Annotated in this window: 16 protein-coding genes; 6 read left to right on the plus strand and 10 right to left on the minus strand. The window is 50.4% G+C overall.

From position 1 onward, the window contains the following. Window positions 1-27: 27 nt before the first annotated feature. From HKN79_08660 to panB, 4 genes are all read right to left on the minus strand, one after another. Window positions 28-546 (minus strand): T9SS type A sorting domain-containing protein, encoded by a 519-nt coding sequence (locus tag HKN79_08660; GenBank protein NNC83635.1) that lies wholly within the window; start codon window positions 544-546, stop codon window positions 28-30. A gap of 100 nt (window positions 547-646) precedes the next feature. Then, window positions 647-1,351, minus strand: coding sequence for an RluA family pseudouridine synthase (locus HKN79_08665; GenBank protein ID NNC83636.1), 705 nt, complete (start codon window positions 1,349-1,351; stop codon window positions 647-649). Beyond that, entirely contained in the window at window positions 1,348-1,614 is a 267-nt protein-coding gene (locus HKN79_08670; GenBank protein NNC83637.1) for a DUF551 domain-containing protein, read from the minus strand. Before HKN79_08670 ends, HKN79_08665 begins: the two co-directional genes overlap by 4 nt. A 7-nt stretch (window positions 1,615-1,621) precedes the next feature. Further along, window positions 1,622-2,437: a 3-methyl-2-oxobutanoate hydroxymethyltransferase gene (gene panB / locus HKN79_08675; protein ID NNC83638.1), complete on the minus strand. Its 816-nt coding sequence runs from the start codon at window positions 2,435-2,437 to the stop codon at window positions 1,622-1,624. A 149-nt stretch (window positions 2,438-2,586) separates the two neighbouring features. Between panB and HKN79_08680 the strand changes: the two genes are divergently transcribed. Together HKN79_08680 and dnaK are read left to right on the plus strand one after the other, a co-directional pair. Next, window positions 2,587-3,741 carry a hypothetical protein gene (locus HKN79_08680; GenBank protein NNC83639.1) on the plus strand — a complete coding sequence of 385 codons (1,155 nt, stop codon included), beginning with the start codon at window positions 2,587-2,589 and terminating at the stop codon, window positions 3,739-3,741. A gap of 148 nt (window positions 3,742-3,889) precedes the next feature. After that, the gene (gene dnaK / locus HKN79_08685) at window positions 3,890-5,803 is read left to right on the plus strand and encodes a molecular chaperone DnaK (GenBank protein NNC83640.1); all 1,914 of its coding nucleotides are present in this window, start codon (window positions 3,890-3,892) and stop codon (window positions 5,801-5,803) included. Window positions 5,804-5,894: 91 nt separating this feature from the next. Here dnaK and HKN79_08690 read toward each other — a convergent pair whose 3' ends face one another. Both HKN79_08690 and HKN79_08695 read right to left on the minus strand, forming a co-directional pair. Further along, complete coding sequence (locus tag HKN79_08690; protein NNC83641.1) at window positions 5,895-6,203, minus strand: hypothetical protein; 309 nt, start codon at window positions 6,201-6,203, stop codon at window positions 5,895-5,897. A 10-nt stretch (window positions 6,204-6,213) separates the two neighbouring features. Further along, window positions 6,214-6,756 (minus strand): OmpA family protein, encoded by a 543-nt coding sequence (locus HKN79_08695; GenBank protein ID NNC83642.1) that lies wholly within the window; start codon window positions 6,754-6,756, stop codon window positions 6,214-6,216. Window positions 6,757-6,966: 210 nt separating this feature from the next. Between HKN79_08695 and HKN79_08700 the strand changes: the two genes are divergently transcribed. The 3 genes from HKN79_08700 (at window position 6,967) to HKN79_08710 (ending at window position 11,063) form a co-directional block, all read left to right on the plus strand. Then, window positions 6,967-9,267 carry an MMPL family transporter gene (locus HKN79_08700; protein ID NNC83643.1) on the plus strand — a complete coding sequence of 767 codons (2,301 nt, stop codon included), beginning with the start codon at window positions 6,967-6,969 and terminating at the stop codon, window positions 9,265-9,267. A 284-nt stretch (window positions 9,268-9,551) separates the two neighbouring features. Next, the gene (locus HKN79_08705; protein NNC83644.1) at window positions 9,552-10,025 is read left to right on the plus strand and encodes a winged helix-turn-helix transcriptional regulator; all 474 of its coding nucleotides are present in this window, start codon (window positions 9,552-9,554) and stop codon (window positions 10,023-10,025) included. Between the two features lie 9 nt (window positions 10,026-10,034). Further along, window positions 10,035-11,063, plus strand: coding sequence for a DUF3667 domain-containing protein (locus tag HKN79_08710; GenBank protein NNC83645.1), 1,029 nt, complete (start codon window positions 10,035-10,037; stop codon window positions 11,061-11,063). Here HKN79_08710 and nhaC read toward each other — a convergent pair. The 4 genes from nhaC to HKN79_08730 all read right to left on the minus strand — a co-directional run bounded on the left by nhaC (window position 11,043) and on the right by HKN79_08730 (window position 19,692). Continuing rightward, entirely contained in the window at window positions 11,043-12,548 is a 1,506-nt protein-coding gene (nhaC, locus tag HKN79_08715; protein ID NNC83646.1) for a Na+/H+ antiporter NhaC, read from the minus strand. The genes HKN79_08710 and nhaC overlap by 21 nt on opposite strands. Before the next feature lie 124 nt (window positions 12,549-12,672). Beyond that, entirely contained in the window at window positions 12,673-13,632 is a 960-nt protein-coding gene (locus tag HKN79_08720) for an ROK family protein (protein ID NNC83647.1), read from the minus strand. Next, a complete protein-coding gene (locus HKN79_08725; protein ID NNC83648.1) occupies window positions 13,632-17,012 on the minus strand; it encodes a methylmalonyl-CoA mutase family protein in 3,381 nt (1,126 codons plus the stop codon). Before HKN79_08725 ends, HKN79_08720 begins: the two co-directional genes overlap by 1 nt. Window positions 17,013-17,097: 85 nt before the next feature. Continuing rightward, a complete protein-coding gene (locus tag HKN79_08730; GenBank protein ID NNC83649.1) occupies window positions 17,098-19,692 on the minus strand; it encodes a hypothetical protein in 2,595 nt (864 codons plus the stop codon). Here HKN79_08730 and HKN79_08735 point away from each other — a divergent pair. Continuing rightward, the gene (locus HKN79_08735; protein ID NNC83650.1) at window positions 19,679-19,852 is read left to right on the plus strand and encodes a hypothetical protein; all 174 of its coding nucleotides are present in this window, start codon (window positions 19,679-19,681) and stop codon (window positions 19,850-19,852) included. The genes HKN79_08730 and HKN79_08735 overlap by 14 nt on opposite strands. Window positions 19,853-20,114 lie beyond the last annotated feature (262 nt).

Genomic DNA, 20,114 nt, shown 5'->3' on the forward strand with positions numbered 1-20,114 from the left:
CAGTATGCGATAGTATCTCCTGATGCCTCAGAATTTGACGAACTGATCTACAAATATGGGCTCAGCAGCGCGCATCACACCAACGATATACAATCCTTGGCGAAGTCCATCGGTATTCAAGCGATTCTCCCCTCGTGTGATGACATCCTTTTCCATCTCGTGCCCTTGGGCATCGAATATGGTAAATGTCATATCCTCCAAATCGTTCCGTTCTGTCCAAAGACTGACTCCTTGAGCATCTTGTACCAAAAGGAATCCCTCATCGCCTACATCGAAATACTCCAGACTGATCTCCTCGGTATAGCCCGATGCGCCCAACAACAGCCGATAGCGATTCTCCGCTCCGCTAATGGGCGAGGTATCCACAAAGAAGAAGTCCTCATCTTTTTCCTGTGATCCGCATACTCCCTCGATAGTGCCTATCTCTTCAAATGCCTCACCTACCAAAGCCCGCTCGATTGCGATGCCCTGACAGGTATTTCCCGCGGTCAATGTCCATTCCAAGAAGATGCCTTCATTGATAATGGTCGCAGTGAATCGCGACATGAAAGGATGCTGAGCGTGTACAAAGAGCTGAATTAAAAGCAGGGTTGTAAGGAGGAGGAAACGCATGACAATGGAACGCAAGTTACTGCCTATCATTGCTTTAAGACACCTGCCCTTCGAATTCCTTCCACAAGGGGTCATCCGGCACGGAAGCTTGGATGGTCACAGGTTCTTTGCGTACCGGGTGAGTGAATTCAATGCTGCGGGCATGCAGATGGATACCTCCGTCCCTATTCGAACGAGCGGCTCCGTATTTCAGGTCACCGCGTATCGGGCTTCCTATATGTGAGAGCTGGACCCTGATCTGGTGATGTCGCCCGGTCTTGGGATGGATCTCTAAGAACCAATAACGATCCGTGGAGCCGCAAAGTCGATATTTAAGCTCGGCCCGTTTGGCACCGGGACTTCCTTCTTTGCAGGTGAAAGATTTATTCTGTTTCTCATTCTTACGCATGAAATCCACCAGCACCAGCTCTTCCATCTCTGGACGATTACGTACTACCGCCCAATAGGTCTTGAGGATATCGTCATTGCGAAAAAGCTCATTCATTCGGGAGAGTGCCTTGGAGGTACGCGCAAATACGACCACCCCGCTCACCGGACGGTCGATCCTATGGATCACTCCGAGGAATACATCACCCGGCTTCTTATACCTATGCTTGATATACTCTTTGACCAGATCGCTCAGCGCCTTATCTCCACTCTTATCCCCTTGCACGATGTCTCCCACCCGCTTGTTGACTGCTATCAAGTGATTATCCTCGAAGAGAACATCGAGTTGTTTCCAGTGTGTGGTGCGATTCATGGGCTATCAGGTAAGGGCATCCAGTGGGTGACATCAGCGAAATAGTGATTGCTCAAGCCCTCTCCCAACCAGAAATGAGGCCCGTATTTCTCATGCTTCTTGCTTCCTTCATCGAAGAATCGGTCTACGAATCGGAGGATGACGATGGGCTCGAAACGAGTCTCCCCGGTCTTTCCTGGAAGGTATTGATGGTTCTCAGGCAAATAACAGATGACCTTCTGACCATCTTCAGGGAGTCTATCCGTGATAGCAATCCAATCCATCTAGGTCTTAGTATTGTTCTTTCTCACTTGGGAAATCCCCACTGCGCACGTCATCCACATACTGGGAGATGGCTCCTTTCATCTCATCATAGAGATGGAGGTAGCGTCTCAGGAAGCGCGGATTGAACTCATGCGTGATCCCGAGCATGTCGTGGATCACTAGTACCTGACCATCCACCCCGTCACCGGCTCCGATCCCGATCACTGGGATATTTACTTCTGCGGCCACCTGCTCGGCCAGCTTGGCGGGAATCTTCTCTAGCACGATACCGAAACAGCCGCATTCTTCTAAGATGTGCGCATCTTCTATGAGACGCTCGGCCTCTTCTTCCTCCTTGGCACGGACGGTATAGGTTCCGAATTTATAGATGGATTGAGGGGTAAGCCCTAGGTGTCCCATGACCGGGATTCCTGCTTTGAGTATTCGTTGGATGCACTCTCCTACTTCGCGCCCTCCTTCCAGTTTCACAGCATGTGCACCGGATTCTTTCATGATCCGAATGGCCGACCGCAAGGCTCCTTTAGAATCTCCCTGGTAGTAACCGAAAGGAAGGTCCACTACCACCAATGAGCGGTTGATACCGCGCACTACGGAGGACGCATGATAGATCATCTGATCCAGTGTGATCGGCAATGTGGTCTCATGACCGGCCATCACATTGGAAGCCGAATCTCCTACGAGGATCACGTCCACTCCTGCCTCGTCCACGATACGGGCCATGGAGTAATCGTAGGCGGTGAGCATGGAGATCTTCTCTCCAGCATTCTTCATATCTACCAGCGTGCGTGTGGTAATCCGTTTAGCATCTGCATGTATCGCCATGGGATAGTTATTGGATGACAGGGCCGAAAATACGACAATGGACCACCTCAAGGCCTGTCTGAGAATGTGATGAACGGTCGATCTTCGTTCAGAAGCTTCTGGCGTATGTAGCGCAGTGGGATATCTTTGCCCCCATAGCAGATTTTCCTATGAGATCGACCCACATCCTTATCGCACTGACCATAATCGGAATATTCAGCACCTGTGAGACCGAAATAGACATCACTGCAGATGGTGACAATCTACCAGTCGTATATGGTCTCCTGGATCCCAGTGCCTCAGAACAGATCTTTTTGATCAACCGTACTTTCTTGGGGAATATCAATGCCCTGGAGATCGTCACAGAGGAGGACAGCATGCTCTATGAAGAAGTGACGGGTGCTCTGGAATGGTACAATGCCAATGGCACACTGGTAGGAAGTGCCCCCTTGCAGGACACCATCTTACAGGATAAGGATTTGGATGGGATATTCTATGCTCCTACGGCCAAGGCTTATTATATCGATAGCGAGGATATCTGGAACAACTGGCCTGATATGAATGACAGCCAGTATTTCGATTACGTCTATCGATTGAATGTCACTGCTGATGGCAAGTCCATCACCTCAGAGACTCAGATGGCCAGTACCTATGGTAATGGATCCGGGGCGATCGAACAACCCATTCCCGGCATCAACTCAGGAATACAATTGGTCCAGACCTTCAATCCGGATGGCTCTACGTACAACAGCAATTTCCGGGTGGTATGGAATGCCGGGACCAATGATGTGCGCAATGCCATCAAGCAGAAGATCGATGTGCGTTTCAATTATACCGAGGTCTATACCGATGGAAGCTCTGCAGAAAAATCGGTGACCTTCCCTATTGTGACCAAGGACATCGACTTCCCTGGGCAAGAAGTGGACGAAGCGCGCAATGGCAGCATCTTCTTTGAGCGGATAGCCAATGCTATTGAGGCTGCAGGCACACCGGATGACCTCAGATATCGGGCGATAGGAACCTTCGACTTCATTCTCACAGTAGCCGGTGAGGACCTCACTACCTATTTGAATATCGGAGACAATCAGGTGACGGCCGTAGGCCAGAGCAGACCTACATTCTCCAATATCAATGAGGGCGAAGGAATCGGCATATTCTCCACACGGGATATCTATGTGCGCGAGAAACCTCTATACACCGATGGGAATGAGAACGATCTCAGAGAAATGGTCGATGGACAATATACCCGTGAGCTCTGCTTCTGCGACCCTACCGGTGAATCGACCGAGTACACCTGTGCCGACTCTAACAATTGGTGTCAATAAATCGACCTGATCTTGCTTCAAAACTGACATGCTGTCAGATTTTGTCAGATTTTTCTTCTCATTCTGCTCCAATACTCTGATGGCATAGTGCTTGACCTATGGCTTCCGACATGAAAGGAAACCATACGATAAAAGCATTATACTGAACATGAGTAAGATTATTGGAATCGACTTGGGAACTACCAACTCTTGCGTCTCCGTCATGGAGGGTAACGAGCCGGTAGTCATCACCAACAGCGAAGGAAAGCGCACCACCCCTTCCATCGTTGCATTCGTGGATGGTGGTGAACGTAAAGTAGGAGACCCGGCCAAGCGTCAGGCGATCACCAATCCGGAGAAGACAGTCTACTCCATCAAGCGTTTCATGGGAAATAGCTATGATGAAGTGACCCGTGAGATCGAGCGTGTACCATATAAAGTGGTCAAAGGAGATAACAATACTCCTCGCGTACAGATCGATGACCGACAGTACACGCCACAGGAGATCTCAGCGATGATCCTTCAGAAGATGAAAAAGACAGCAGAGGATTATCTCGGTACTTCGGTCAATGAAGCGGTGATCACCGTTCCTGCCTACTTCAATGATTCTCAACGTCAGGCTACCAAAGAGGCCGGTGAGATTGCAGGACTGACTGTAAAACGGATCATCAACGAGCCTACGGCCGCTGCACTTGCCTATGGACTGGACAAGAAGTCCCAGGACATGAAAGTGGTCGTTTTCGACCTGGGTGGTGGTACCCATGATGTATCCATCCTCGAACTAGGAGATGGAGTATTCGAAGTACTCTCTACTGACGGAGACACCCACTTGGGAGGAGATGACTTCGATGAGAAGATCATCAACTGGTTGGCCGATGAATTCAAGAATGACGAAGGCCTGGACCTGCGTAAAGACCCTATGGCACTCCAGCGTTTGAAAGAAGCCGCTGAGAAGGCCAAGATCGAATTGTCATCCACTACGAGTACGGAGATCAATCTGCCCTACATTATGCCGGTGGATGGAGTGCCCAAGCACTTGGTCAAGACACTGAGTCGTGCCAAATTCGACCAACTCACTGAAGACCTGGTCCAGCGCAGTATCAAACCAGCAGAAGATGCCCTCAAGGCGGCTGGATTGAGCAAGAGCGACATCGATGAGGTGATCCTCGTAGGTGGCTCTACGCGTATTCCAGCTGTACAGGATGCAGTGAAAGGATTCTTCGGTAAAGAGCCTTCTAAAGGAGTGAATCCCGATGAGGTGGTATCGCTCGGAGCGGCTATCCAAGGGGGTGTTCTGACCGGTGAGGTGAAAGACGTATTGCTCTTGGATGTCACCCCTCTTTCTCTCGGTATCGAGACCATGGGAGGTGTATTCACCAAGTTGATCGATGCAAACACGACCATCCCTACCAACAAGTCGGAGACCTTCTCTACGGCAAGTGATAATCAACCTTCGGTCGAGATCCACGTGCTACAAGGGGAACGACCCATGGCAGCAGATAACCGCTCGATCGGTAAGTTCCACTTGGACGGTATACCACCCGCACCGCGCGGAGTCCCTCAGGTAGAGGTAACCTTCGACATCGATGCAAACGGTATCATCAATGTGAGTGCGAAGGACAAAGCCACCAATAAGGAGCAGAGCATACGTATCGAGGCGAGTTCTGGATTGAGTGATGCAGATATCGAGAAGATGAAGAAAGAAGCCGAGGCCAATGCAGAAGCAGATGCCAAGGCCAAGGAGACGGTCGAGAAGATCAACTCTGCCGACAATCTCATCTTCCAGACCGAGAAGCAGCTCAAAGAGTTCGGAGACAAGATTCCTGCGGATAAGAAGCAGCCCATTGAGGATGCCCTAGCTGAGCTGAAGGAGGCCCATGAGGCGAAAGACCTAGCGGGTATCGATGCAGGTATGGAAAAACTGAATACGGTATTCCAAGCCGCTTCGCAGGAGATGTACAATGCGCAGCAAGAAGCTGGCGCAGAGTCCGGAGCCGATGCTGGAGCTAGTGCTGATGCCGGTTCTACTGACGATAGCGAGGTCACCGATGTAGACTTCGAAGAAGTAGAAGAGGATAAGTAAGCCTCGGCTGTTGGTCGATAGCCGATGGCAATGGACCGACTCAAGAAAACAGAAGCCCCGTTCCCGAAAAGGAGCGGGGTTTTTCTTTAGTTCAAAGGGAGCTTTTCAGGATGTGTAAGGTACGCTCATCCGGGATCTCGGACTGTTCTTTCTGCTCAGCATGTATCTGGGCCAACTTCTCTTCCACGAATCTCAATTTCCGATCCAATCGCAGCGCAGAGCGTCTTAACTCGGACTGCACTGTCTCGCTCTTCTCCAACTCATCCAGCAATTGGTGTTGCTGGGAGCGACCTATGAAGTACCTGCACAGAAAGCCTAGCGCAAAGGCTACACTGAGCATGATGACTATTTCCAACGTTGCGTCTTGGCCGGTATATGTAGTGCTGATCTGTTCGAACATATCCTATGAGCTATTGATTGAAGGTCTTCCATTTGATCTCCACCCTTCTATTCATCCACACGGCATCAGGAGACTCCTCTTCGGCCAAGGGACGGGATTCTCCAAAACTCTTTATCATCATTCGCTCGGTCTTCAGACCTGCTTGTGCTAAGATCTCTGCTACAAAGCGAGCTCGCTCCTCTCCCAACTCGAGATTATAGCTCTCAGATCCTTTTTGATCCGTATGACCCGCTATGGTGATGGGTCGCTGGGCAGATGACATGTCTTCTACAAGAGACACAAGTTGGGAGGCCAGTTCAGTGCGGAAGGCTTGATCAGCCTCTTTATAGGGAAAGAAGATCGTTACCCCTTCATCCGTATGCAAGAGATGTTCCGGTTCTTCTTCGATGACCGTTGTGTCAGTGGATTCAGGCTCTTCAGGCGAAACATCGATGGGGTCGGGCAATTCTATTTTGAGGGCATAGAATCCTTTAATCCCATGGGTATACCATCTCCAAGAGACTTGTGCCCAAAGAAGGAAGGACAGGACTACGATAAGAGCTTTTGCGTTCATGTTTTCTATGTCTGACCCCGTTGGGAGACCTCGCTCGACACATGATCGATCGCACTCTTCTAAAATTACTTATAAAACGCTGAATTACAGTAGCTTGAAATATTTTATATACAAAGGAGCATGGAAAACCCCGACCCATAGAATCACAGGTCCTTGCTCACGCCACGCAACGAAGCTGAAGCTTAAATTGTCCTATGTTCGACCCTGTTTATGGAAGAAGAGAAAAGGTACAGACGCTTGGCCAAGTGGACCCTATTGGGGGTCATCCTTCTATCGGTATTCATGGGTTTCAGGGTCTCCCAGCTAGGCTTTGATTATGATTTCGAGCGCTTCTTCCCACAGAACGACCCAGAGACGGATTTCTTCCTTGCTCACCGTGACAAATACTCCTCTGAGAATGATTTCGTGCTCTTCTCTTTGGAGAATGATGGCGACATATTCGAAGAAGAATTCCTGCAAGAGGCGAAGCGATTCCAAGATTCTCTAGAGACCTTGGTCCATGTGGAATCGGTTCAGAGTCTGCTGAATCTGGAAGAGATCGTGCAAGAGCCTCTATTCGGCTCCTATTATTCCCGTCCCTATCTCCGTTGGGATGCTCCGAAGCACTATCAGACCGACTCGGTGCGCATCATGGAATCACCCAACCTGATCAATTCCTTCATCACTGAAGATGGGCAGGCCATGGCCATCATGCTCGAGCATACCGAGTTGTTGAGCAAAGAGAAATGTGATGAATTGGCCGTAGCGGTGGACCGCATTCTTCCGCATTTCAGTTTCGACCGACTCTATAAATCCGGGAGGGCCATCGGTCAAGGATACTTCGTGGAGCGCCTGCAATTCGAGTTGAAGCTCTTCGTGAGCGCATCCATTCTATTGATCAGTCTATTCCTCATCATCGCCTTTCGATCAGCATGGGGAGTGGTCGTTCCCTTGGTGGTAGTGCTCCTGTCCATCATCTGGCTGCTGGGCGTGATGAATCTCGTGGGTAAGGACATCGACCTTCTATTGACTATTCTTCCGACCATTCTTTTCGTAGTGGGAATGAGTGATGTGGTACACATCCTCTCCAAGTATTTCGATGAGCTGCGGAAAGGGAAATCCAAGATCCGATCCATCAAGGTCTCAGTGAAAGAAGTGGGCCTGGCCACTTTCCTGACCTCTATTACCACGGCCATCGGATTCACCACCTTGGTCGGTTCTAGTATCATTCCGATACGCGAATTCGGATTGCTGAGTGCCGCGGGAGTCATTCTGGCCTATATACTGGCCTTCACCATCCTACCCGCTACGATGGTCCTCACCAAGGTGCCCCCACTAAGGGAGAAGCGGAGGGGACAGGATTTCTGGTCGCGTCACCTGCATCGCTTCTACCTCTGGATCATCAAACATCGCAGGGGGATCGCATGGTCTTCTCTGGCCCTGCTCGTTGTATGCTTCATCGGCATGAATCGCATACAGGTCAACAATTTCCTGCTCGAGGACTTGAAGAAGGACAATCCGTTCCGCATCGAATTCGACTATTTCGAGAAGGCCTATGCCGGTGTGCGACCCTTTGAGATGGCGGTATTCGTAGAGGACAGCAATAAGAGTGTGCTGGATGGAGATGTCCTCCACGCCATGGATCGTTTGGACACCTACCTGCGAGAGGACTACGGAGCGGGCTTTCTTATCTCACCCCTCAATTTCGTCAAAGAACTCAACAAGGCAGACCATAATGCGAAAACGGAGTACTACCGACTACCCTCATCCGACCGAGAGATCCAAAAGATCACGCGCAATCTAGAGCGCAGCAAACGCATGGGGGTGATGCGGCAGTTCTTGGATGAGGATCTGGATGAATTCCGTGTGGCCGGCAAGATGGGTGATTGGGGCAAGATCGAGATCGATGAGCGGAATGAGGCCCTGGCTGAATTCTGGAGAGAGGAGATGCCGAGCTATATGGACTATAAGCTCACAGGAACCGCCACGCTCATCGATCTGAACAATGAATATCTGAGCACGACCATGGTCTGGGGGCTCTTTGTGGCCTTCTTGATCGTGGCATTGATCGTAGGTATCATGTATCGCTCGTTGAAGATGGTCCTGATCGCATTGATCCCCAATATGCTCCCCTTGCTCATGATAGCGGCAATCATGGGATTCACGGGAATCGACCTTAAGGTGAGCACAAGCATCATCTTCACCATCGCATTCGGAATCGCGGTGGATGATACTATCCATTTTGTGAGTCGGATGCGTCTGGAGTTGGCCAAAGGGCGCTCGCGCCAATATGCGCTGAAACGTAGTTTCATCGGAACGGGGAAAGCCATCATCATCACCTCACTGATCCTGGTCGCTGGTTTCCTCACCTTGATCATCAGCACCTTCAAGGGAACCTTCTATACCGGGCTACTGCTGAGCTTGACCTTGTTCTTTGCTGTGCTGGTCGACCTACTGCTACTCCCGGTGCTTTTCTGGATGTTCTACCCCAAAGAAAAAGTGCAGACCGTTGATGGTCTGCACTCTGAGTAGCTGTAGGGGGAGGATTCGAACCTCCACGGAGATGTTAGTCGGGCTGTGTCACTTGTGATCGAATTCCTTCGACCCGATTTGTCCATGGCTCTCCGCCCTCGAGACAGGAGGGTATGTCTGCCTATTTCATCACCCCACAGTGATTGCCTTTCGGCATAGGTCAAATGTATAGCGATACTCCCATTCATTGCAAATTATATACTATATCTCTGCTATTTTTGTTAATATGTTAATCTGATGGGCACTGAGTGACAATTAGTCAATAAACAATCCCATTTCTACCTATGGAATATCAAATCGATGATCTAGATAAGCGCATCTTGAGCTTCCTCATGGCTGATTCGCGTATGGCCTATACCGAGATTGCCAAGGAATTGCTCGTTTCGCCTGGTACTATTCATGTCCGTATGGGCAAGATGGAGAAAGCGGGAATCGTGGAAAAGGCTACGCTGAAGATCGATTTCCATCAACTGGGCTATGACGTAGTGGCCTTTATGGGAGTGTATCTCAAGGGAGGTGGGAGGTATAACGAGGCCATTGACGAACTCAAGGCCGTCCCCGAGGTCATAGAAGCGCACTACACCACCGGGGCCTATGGACTGTTCATCAAGATCGTATGTCAGAATACCGAACATCTCAGAGCCGTGCTACAGGAGAAGATCCAACCCATCGAGGCCATAGATAAGACGGAGACCTTCATCTCTTTGGAAGCAGGGATAGAGAGGAGCATATCGGTCTTTTCGGGTCGTTCGTCATAGATTCGTTCTATGTCCAAAGGGAGATCACTCATACCTCAGGAGCGAAAACTGCAGCAATGCTTGAATTGCAGTACGCCACTTCAAGGTGAATCCTTTTGCCATGAATGTGGTCAAGAAAATTCCGATAAGAACATTACACTAGGGACCTTGGTCAAGGACTTCCTAGGAGATTATTTCTCTTTCGATTCCAAATTCTTCAACACCTTCATCCCTCTGCTCATACACCCGGGAAAGGTCCCTGCCGAATTCATGGATGGCAAGCGAGTGAGCCATGTACCACCCCTCCGCAGCCTCATCTTCACCTCCTTCATCTTCTTTCTGATATGGGGATGGACTTTCACTCCGGAAATCCGTCAACCCAAGGAGATAGTTGAAGATTTTGACGAGCAGATACAGTTGGATCTAGAGGAAGCTAAAGCCAAAGGAGATAGTATGGTTGTAGTAGGGAATGACAATGCCAATATCACCTTTACTAATGTGGACAGCCTCCAGAGTGATGGATTAATGAGTCAGATAGAAACACTGAAAGTCCTGCTCGATGAGGGTGAGGACCTCACAACTGCCGTGGACTCGGTCAGCAATGGGAAAAAGGGATTTGAAAGGAGGTTCTACACCCAGGTAGGAAAGATGTATCTATCAGATACAGCCAGTACCGTCAAGTACTTTGTCAGCAATTTCTCTTTAATGATACTCCTGGTCCAGCCTGTCTTGGCACTACTGCTCAAATTGCTCTACATCCGGAAAAAGACCCGTTTTCGATTTATAGAGCATATCGTCTTCTCCTTATACTATCATGCTTGGCTCCTTATCATGGCCACCATCGGTACTTTGCTTGCTCTGGGTCTCGAAAGCTTGGAGCCTGAGGCTTTTGCTGGCATCCTCGGTATGATCTATCTCCCGATGGCCATCAAAAGATTCTATAGGCAATCCTGGATGAAGAGCCTAGGCAAATCCTTTATCCTATTCCTACTCTATCTCGGTGTGATCATGCCGCTTTTTATGGTGATCTCCTTGGCATTAAGCTTCTACTTCTTTTAAATCGTAATCGAGAGGTGTCAACTTCCATCCCATGTATCCGAATAGGATGGTCATCAAAGGGCTCACCCAATTGAATATGCAATAGGGAGCAAAGGCGAGCACAGCCACTCCCAAAACTCCACTCTGAGCCACTCCACAGGTATTCCATGGAATGAGCACGGAGGTGACCGTACCACTATCCTCCAAGGTCCGGCTGAGATTCCTCGGGGCAAGCCCATAATCTTTGAAAGCTTCTGAGAACATCTTACCGGGTACTACGATAGCGATGTACTGATCGGAAGCGGTGAGGTTGAAGAATATACAGGTCCCGCTGGTGGTAGCGATCAATGAACCCTTGGAACTGACCAAGGTCAATAGGCCGGCCGTGATACGCTGGAGGAATCCACAGGCCTGCATCACTCCTCCGAAGGACAAGGCACAGATGATCAGCCATACGGTGCTCATCATACCACTCATCCCACCCGCGGTCAACAATCTCTCCAAGGCTCCTTGGGCACCGGGAGAAGCCAATCCTTCAGGTAGGACCACTGTGGTCTCCTGCATCATAGAGGCCATCAAGGCGATATAGCTCTGTTGGAAATAATTATCGAGTCTATCGCCATAGGCTGCCTCGGCAATTTGAGCCACTATCTCAGGTTGATAGATGAGTCCGAAGATGCCTCCGAGCAATGAGCCGATCATCAATGCCGGAATGGCCGGCATGCGTTTGATGATCAAGAGGATGACCACAGCAGGCACCAAGAAGAGCATGGGCGTGATGTTGAAGGTATTCTGCATCACGAAAGTGAGCTCTTCGACCTGAGCCGGGTCGAATTCCCCCGAACCGGACAGTCCGACTATGATGAAGACGAGTAAAGCGATGCTGATACTCGGCACCGTGGTATAGGTCATGTGGCGGATATGCGTGAAAAGATCCGCACCGGCCACGGCCGGAGCCAGATTGGTGGTGTCACTCAGAGGGGACATCTTATCTCCGAAATAGGCCCCGGAGATGATGCTCCCGGCAATCCACCCTTCGGATATCCCCAAAGCTTGCCCGATGCCTAAAAGGGCAATGCCTACGGTCGCGATGGTACTCCATGAACTCCCCGTGGCGATACTCACCACGGCACAGACCACACAACTGGCCAGGAGGAAGATCTCGGGGTTGAGGACCTTCAATCCATAATAGATCATGGTGGGGACGATGCCGCTCATCATCCAGGTTCCCGCCAAAGCTCCTATGAATAGCAATATGATTATGGCCCCCATGGCCGAAGAGATGCTCTCCACGATTCCATCGTAGATGGCCTTCCAGCCGACCCCATTGCGTACTCCGATGGCGCCAGCAATGGCTGCTGCCATCAGCAGAGCGATCTGATTGCTGCCGTAACTCGAATCCTCTCCAAAGAAGATGACATTGGCCGCTAAAAGTCCAATAAGTAGGATGATAGGCAACAGCGACTGAAGCAGGCTAGGCGAATGGATACGGTTGTCTTGCTGCACGGAGCTTTTGGTTTTGGGAGAGGAAGGTAGGGAATTAGGGATTGGCTTGGAGATCGAACAGCCGAGCCGATCTCCTTCTAAGAATTACAATGGGTGGTGGACAGTAGAAGAAACTTACCAGGACCTAGACTGCCACACCATTCAAGGCATTCCAAGCTAAGGCTGCAGGCCCATGCACCGAGCTGACATCGGCAGAATCCGAGATCAATACTTTGACCCGATTGCGATAAGGAGTGAATAAGTGCCTTTCCATGCTCTCCCGCACCGGGCGGACCAGAAGGTCACCTGCCTTGCTCAATCCTCCCGTAAGGATGATGGCTTCTGGATCGAGATGGGCTACGGTGTTGGCCATGCTATCCCCCAAGCGTTCTGCTGCATCAGCAAAGGCCTCAAGCGCAATCTCATCTCCTGCGAGTGCAGCTTCTGCAATGATCTCACCGGTCATCTCATGGAAGCTGTACCTCTTGAGCACAGAATCGCCCTTCATCTGGGCGATCAGGTCGAAGACCGTACGTTTCAATCCCGTAACAGAGGCATAGGTCTCTAGACATCCTTTCAATCCGCACTTGCACTGACGGCCCTCAGGGTCGATGCTGACATGCCCGATCTCGCCTGCTACTCCATGTTCTCCGATCAACAATTCACCATTGACGATGATGCCGCTACCTAGACCGGTTCCTAAGGTCAAGACCACGAAGTTCTTCATGCCTTTAGCCACACCGTACATCATCTCTCCCACTGCTGTGGCGTTGGCATCATTGGCGATGACAGTCGGTCTATTGAATCGCTGATGCACTGCATTTAATAAAGGAATGTAGTCTCCCCAATCCAGGTTAGGTGGATGTTCTATTATCCCATTGAGAGGATTTGCATTGGGGGCACCTACCCCTATGGCCACGATCTCGGCCTCTTCTTCAGGCTTGAGTTGCTCTACTTGAGAATGAAGGCGATCCAGAAAATCGTCAAAGGGTTTGGAAGCTTCTGTATCAAAGGTCTGATGGGCGAGAATCCTCCCCTCTTTGGTGACCAGACCGATCTTGGTCAGGGTACCTCCTATATCAATGGCAAGGACCGCTTTGATCATCACATGTTCCTACGATACTGACCTCCGACTTCAAAGAGGGCCTCGGTGATCTGACCCAGGCTGCACCATTTGCAGGCCTCCATCAATGATTCAAAGACATTCTCTCCACGGATGGCGGATTCTTGGATCTGTCGCAGGTGTTCATGGGCCTCCTTTTCATTTCTCTTCTTTAGAGATTCCACAGTCTCGATCTGGTCCTGCTTCTCTGCTTCAGTAGCTCGTATGACCTCTCTGGGCAAGATAGTGGGAGAGCCTTCTGCACTGAGGAAGGTATTCACACCGATGAGAGGAAGCTCGCCCGTATGTTTCTTCATCTCATAGTACATGCTCTCGTCCTGGATCTTTCCGCGTTGATACATGGTCTCCATGGCTCCCAGTACTCCTCCACGTTCAGTGATACGGTCGAATTCCACCATGACTGCTTCTTCGACCAGATCGGTGAGTTCTTCGATGATGAATGAACCTTGTAGTGGATTCTCATTCTTGGCCAGACCGAGCTCGTGATTGATGATCAATTGGATGGCCATGGCCCTGCGGACGCTCTCCTCCGTAGGAGTAGTTATCGCCTCATCATAGGCATTGGTGTGCAGTGAATTGCAATTATCGTAGATAGCATACAACGCTTGAAGAGTGGTACGGATATCATTGAAGGCGATCTCTTGCGCATGCAAGCTGCGTCCGCTGGTCTGAATGTGATACTTCAGCTTCTGACTTCTGGCCCCGGCTCCGTATTTCTCCTTCATGGCTTTGGCCCAAATCCTGCGGGCGACACGTCCGATGACCGCATACTCCGGGTCGATTCCATTGGAGAAGAAGAAACTCAGATTGGGTGCGAACTTGTCAATGTCCATCCCCCGGCTGAGATAGTACTCCACATAGGTGAATCCATTGGCCAAAGTGAATGCCAACTGCGATATCGGATTGGCTCCAGCCTCTGCGATATGATAGCCACTGATGGAGACCGAGTAGAAATTGCGCACTCCTTGATCGATGAAATAGGCCTGCACATCGCCCATTAGACGTAGAGCGAATTCCGTGCTGAATATGCAGGTATTCTGTGCTTGATCCTCCTTGAGTATATCGGCCTGTACCGTGCCACGGACAGAGGTCAATGCACGGGTCTTACATTCTGCATAGACATCGGCAGGAAGCACTTGGTCTCCTGTGACTCCCAGCAGCATCAATCCGAGTCCATCATTGCCTTCGGGCAAGGAATCGGCATTGTAACGTGGCCGCTCCGCTCCTTTCTCTTTATAGATGGATTCGATCTTGGCTTCGATCTCCTTTTCCAGTCCCTGCTCTTTGATGTATTTCTCGCATTGCTGATCGATGGCCGCATTCATGAAGAAGCCGAGCAGCATGGGTGCTGGGCCATTGATGGTCATGGAGACCGAGGTCTTGGGGTCGCATAGGTCGAATCCGGAGTAGAGCTTCTTCGCATCATCCAAGCAACAGATACTCACCCCGGCATTCCCGATCTTCCCATAGATATCAGGTCGGGTACCCGGATCCCGTCCATAAAGCGTGACCGAGTCGAAGGCGGTACTCAATCGCTTAGCAGGGAGCCCCAAGCTGACATAGTGGAAGCGCTTATTGGTCCGCTCGGGTCCGCCTTCTCCAGCAAACATCCGTGTGGGATCCTCGCCTTCTCGCTTGAAAGGGAACACTCCAGCGGTATAGGGGAACTCCCCAGGAACGTTCTCCTGTAGATTCCATTTCAGGATATCACCCCATCCCTTGTATTTGGGTAGACTCACCTTGGGAATCTGTGTATGGGATAAGGATTCTGTATGCGTCTGGATCTCTATCACCTTGTCACGCACCTGGAATGCATAGACCTCATCCTGGTACTTCTTGACCTTTTCCTGCCAGGCTTCGAGCACATCGAGGTTCTTCGGGTCGAATTCTTTGAGTAGCTGTTCGTATTTGTTCTGTAGGTCTTCCCGACTGCTCTCGAAATCGCTACCTCCAAGCAGATCCTTTGCCTCTTTCAGTGCATAGAGTTGCTGTGCGACTTGGGCCTGCTGGTCGACCTTCTCATTGTAGTTCCTGATACTATCCGCAATCTCACTGAGGTATCGGACGCGCTTAGGTGGGATGACGAATATCTTCTCGGAGATCTCATCCACAGATTTGAAATTGCTCTGCAGTTCTCCTGCAGAAGCCTTCTCCACCAGTGTGTCCATGATAGCCTTGTACAAGGCGTTGGTACCCGGGTCATTGAACTGTGATGCGATGGAGCCGAATACCGGAATATCCTTGTCATCCACGTCCCAGAGTTGGTGATTGCGTTTGTACTGCTTTTTCACGTCACGCAGTGCATCCAAAGCGCCTCGCTTGTCGAACTTGTTGAGGGCGATGATATCTGCAAAATCGAGCATGTCGATCTTCTCCAATTGGCTGGCTGCACCATATTCTGGTGTCATGACATAGAGACTCACATCACTGTGATCGATGATCTCGGTATCACTCTGACCGATCCCTGATGTCTCCAAGATGATCAGGTCATAGCCGGCTACTTTGAGGATGTCGACCGCTTCTTTGACATACTTGCTCATAGCCAGATTGCTCTGTCGTGTGGCCAAGGAACGCATATACACGCGGTCGTTGAAGATGGAATTCATCCGGATACGGTCTCCTAGTAAAGCTCCTCCGGTCTTACGTTTGGAGGGATCCACAGAGACGATGGCTATGGTCTTGTCTTCGAAATCCAGAAGGAACCTACGCACCAACTCATCTACCAATGAACTTTTTCCAGCCCCTCCCGTACCTGTGATGCCCAGAATAGGAGTATCCAGCGCAGCAGCCTTGTCGGAGACCCGCTTGAGGATCACCTTGTTCTCCTCTGGGAAATTCTCTGCCGCTGAGATCAATCTAGCAATGCTTGCCTGATCCTTCTGCTCCAGAATATGGGAGATCTCTCCATTCATGCTGCTCCCGATCGGATAATCTGATTTCTGCATCAGGTCATTGATCATACCCTGCAGACCCATTGCCCGCCCATCATCTGGGTGATATATGCGGGCTATACCGTACTCGTGCAGTTCTTCGATCTCCTCGGGGAGAATGGTCCCCCCTCCTCCACCGAATATCTTGATGTCGCTCCGGCCTTTCTCCTTGAGGAGGTCGTACATGTATTTGAAGTACTCCATGTGCCCACCCTGATAACTGGTCATGGCGATGGCATTGGCATCTTCCTGGATAGCACATTCGACCACCTCTTGCACACTGCGATCATGACCCAGATGGATGACCTCAGCACCCGTGGATTGGATGATCCTACGCATGATGTTAATGGCCGCATCGTGCCCATCGAATAGACTGGCGGCCGTTACGATTCGGACTTTATTCTTGGGTTTGTACGGAGCAACTTGTTCCATGGAATAGACCTTGTACTTAGGCCTGTAAAGTTACAGTTCTAAGCGCAGAGAAATGGAGAAAGGGCGCTAGGACAAAGACTCGCGGTCAGTCCATCTTGATCAAGGTGGAAGTGGCTATCGCACCCCTATGGATGACTTGAATATAATATGTTCCAGCTGATACTCCTTCTATCCCCTGCAATTCGATCTGATTATGACCCACTTGTAGAGGTCCTGTATAGCACTCCATCACCCGTGCACCTTTATCATCGAGTAAAAGGATCGAAGAATTATCGGATGACTGAATGCAATCGATCTCTAACCAGGCCCGATCCTGCACTGGATTGGGATACAGTACCAAATGTTTGCCCTCCGATACCAGCTCATCCACTCCAATAGCAGATTCCTGTAGATCACGCTCGTAGAGTCCACGGCCATGTGTTGCGATGCGGATACGGTTATTGGATGGGGAGATGTCCAGGTGCATCATGATCGTGGCTTCTGGAAGTCCAGCATCCCAGATATCCCATGTACCTCCTGCATCGCTGGAGAAATAGACAGAGAGATCATTACCCACATAGACATGATCCGGCATATTGGGATCGACCACGATGGTATTGGTAGGCAGGTCAGGAAGCCCGAGGTCGCTCATGAACCAAGTGTCCCCCCCATCGGTAGTCTTGTAAACGTGCCCGGTTCCGAATCCGGAGAAGACGGCATAGGCAATGTCTGAATCCTCGGGGTCGAAGGCCATATCCTTGCATATACGATCAGGAAGTCCCTGCATCTGATCGAAAGATTCTCCACCATCTGTACTCAGGAGGACCTTGGCACCAGCATCTCCGTTAAATGGATTTACTGGTGACGTTGCCACTAATAGTACTTCTGGGTCCGAGGCCGAGACCTCGATGGCGATGATGACATTATCTCCATCCACAGGTTCACTGGCCGTCTCTTCCCAGAAATCACCGGAGGATTCCGAGCGATAGAGATACTGAGCACCCGCGTAGAGTACATCGCTATCTGAAGGTGCCATCACGAAAGGTCCGTTGAAGGCCACTGCCTCACCAGCCAGAAGTGTAGGACCCGCACTGTAAAAATTCAATCCACCGTTGGTAGAGCGGAGGATGTTCAGATTCTGATACGAACCGAATATCACCTGATCATCTGATTGGTCGATGGCTGCACACATCCCATCTCCACCGATGACTCGCCTCCACGATGGAGTGCCTTCGTAGATATAGGTAGCATTATCCTGTGCACCACAGATGGCCTTGCCCGGATCGGTGGCAGAGCTGCCCATATCTGCATAGAACTGGGTGGTCTGTAATCCTCCATTCAAGGTAGTATAGCTGATGCCTCCATTGTAAGAGCCGAATACTCCTCCATCAGTGGCTAAATAGACCTCATCCGGGGCCAGAGGGTGGTAATAGACCGCATGGATATCGGCATGCACATAGTTGGGACCACCCTCGGGCACTTCTACATCGAGCACCCCGAACTCCCATTGTGTCCATTGGGATTCTTTGAGGAAAGAGGTCCCTCCATCGACCGAGCGCCAAGCGTCTATCCCTACATACATCATTTCATCCGAGTTGGTCGGGTGTATGGCCATATCATGCGAGTACCATCCCTGCCATTGAGCTATGTTCTGATTGTTGATGTTCTGCCAGTTCTCACCTGCATCGGTAGAGCGATACAGACCTACTGGAGTCGTATTATCCGTATTGAACCATCCTACCTGGATATCGGCATAGATGGTCTCCGGGTCCTGTGGATCCAGAGTCAATTTGGCATTGCCAGACCAAGCCGAGGCCAGACCTGTATCCATCAGTTCCTCGAAGCTTGCCCCTCCATCGGTGGATTTGTAAATGCCGCATTGACTGGGAATCAGATCATTGTTGAGGTTTCCCTGACTCACGTAGACGATATCTATATCGGTGGGGTGTGCTTCAATGTCGAAACAGTCGGGGACATCCAAGACCAAGGTCCAAGACACTCCGGCATCTGTACTTCGATAGACACCATCGCTGGTAGCTGCAAATACAATATCCGAATCAATGGGAGATAGGACCACATCCTGCACACCTTTTATCTCATCTACTTCAAAGGCCAGACTCTGCGACCAGCTCAGACCACCATCGGTCGTCTTCAATATCCCAATACCATAGGTGCCACGTGTATAGCGGTTGACTATACCCGGTTGGGATACTCCACCTCCATAGGTCTCGCCCGTACCTATATACATCACATCCGGATCTTCCGGGTCGATCGCAATGGAGGCCACGGCAGAAACCGGGTGACCAGTAGGCACCGGAATCCATGCAAAACGACCGATACCGCGGGTCGTACTCTTCCAGAGCCCTCCACTGGCGGATCCCGCATAGATGGTATTGGTATCCGTAGGATGAAAGGCCAAGCAGAGTGTGCGTCCACCTACATTCTCAGGCCCCATGCTCTCCCATTCTCCATCCACGCTGCGTTGCGCTGACCTTTTCTCAGCTACCTCATCGAATGCCTTTAAATAGGCGCTGCTGGGAATATTTCCATGAGGGTAAGCGCGTTCGAACACCCAGGCGTCCATGGCAATTCCAGCACCGGATGTGCGAGGTGATTCAATGGCAGGTTCCAATGGACGGACCGTTCTCTCGCTATCTCTATCGCCTAATAGAGAATAGATGCCTGTGATGACTGCGGTCAATGATATAATGATGATCGATGCGGTATGTTTCATAGATGTATGGACTTGGTCCTATGAAAATAGGCCCATGCACCCTCAAGTGCCTTACCATTTCTATCTGCACTATTTCAGTTCTGATGAATGGTCCATCGACAGTATCGGTGGTGGAGTACTATCCTGATGAATGCTGGACTTCGAATCTCTTCAATCCGGATTTGATCATGAGTTCCTAAAACTTTCTTTGAATGAATAATCCAGATAGCTTGAATGGATGATTACCATACTTCTAAGATGGTCGATCCTCCTTGGAAGAAGCAATTCAAAATTCCCTGTCTGTCCTATTCGATACAGCCGGTAGCGTTCGCAGATACGCATAGATGGCCTCCACCTCTTCATCACTCAAGTGTACATAGGGCTGCATGGGATAGCGCAAGGCCGGTTCA

The sequence above is a fragment of the Flavobacteriales bacterium genome (genome assembly GCA_013001705.1).
Taxonomy (GTDB): Bacteria; Bacteroidota; Bacteroidia; order Flavobacteriales_D; family JABDKJ01; genus JABDLZ01.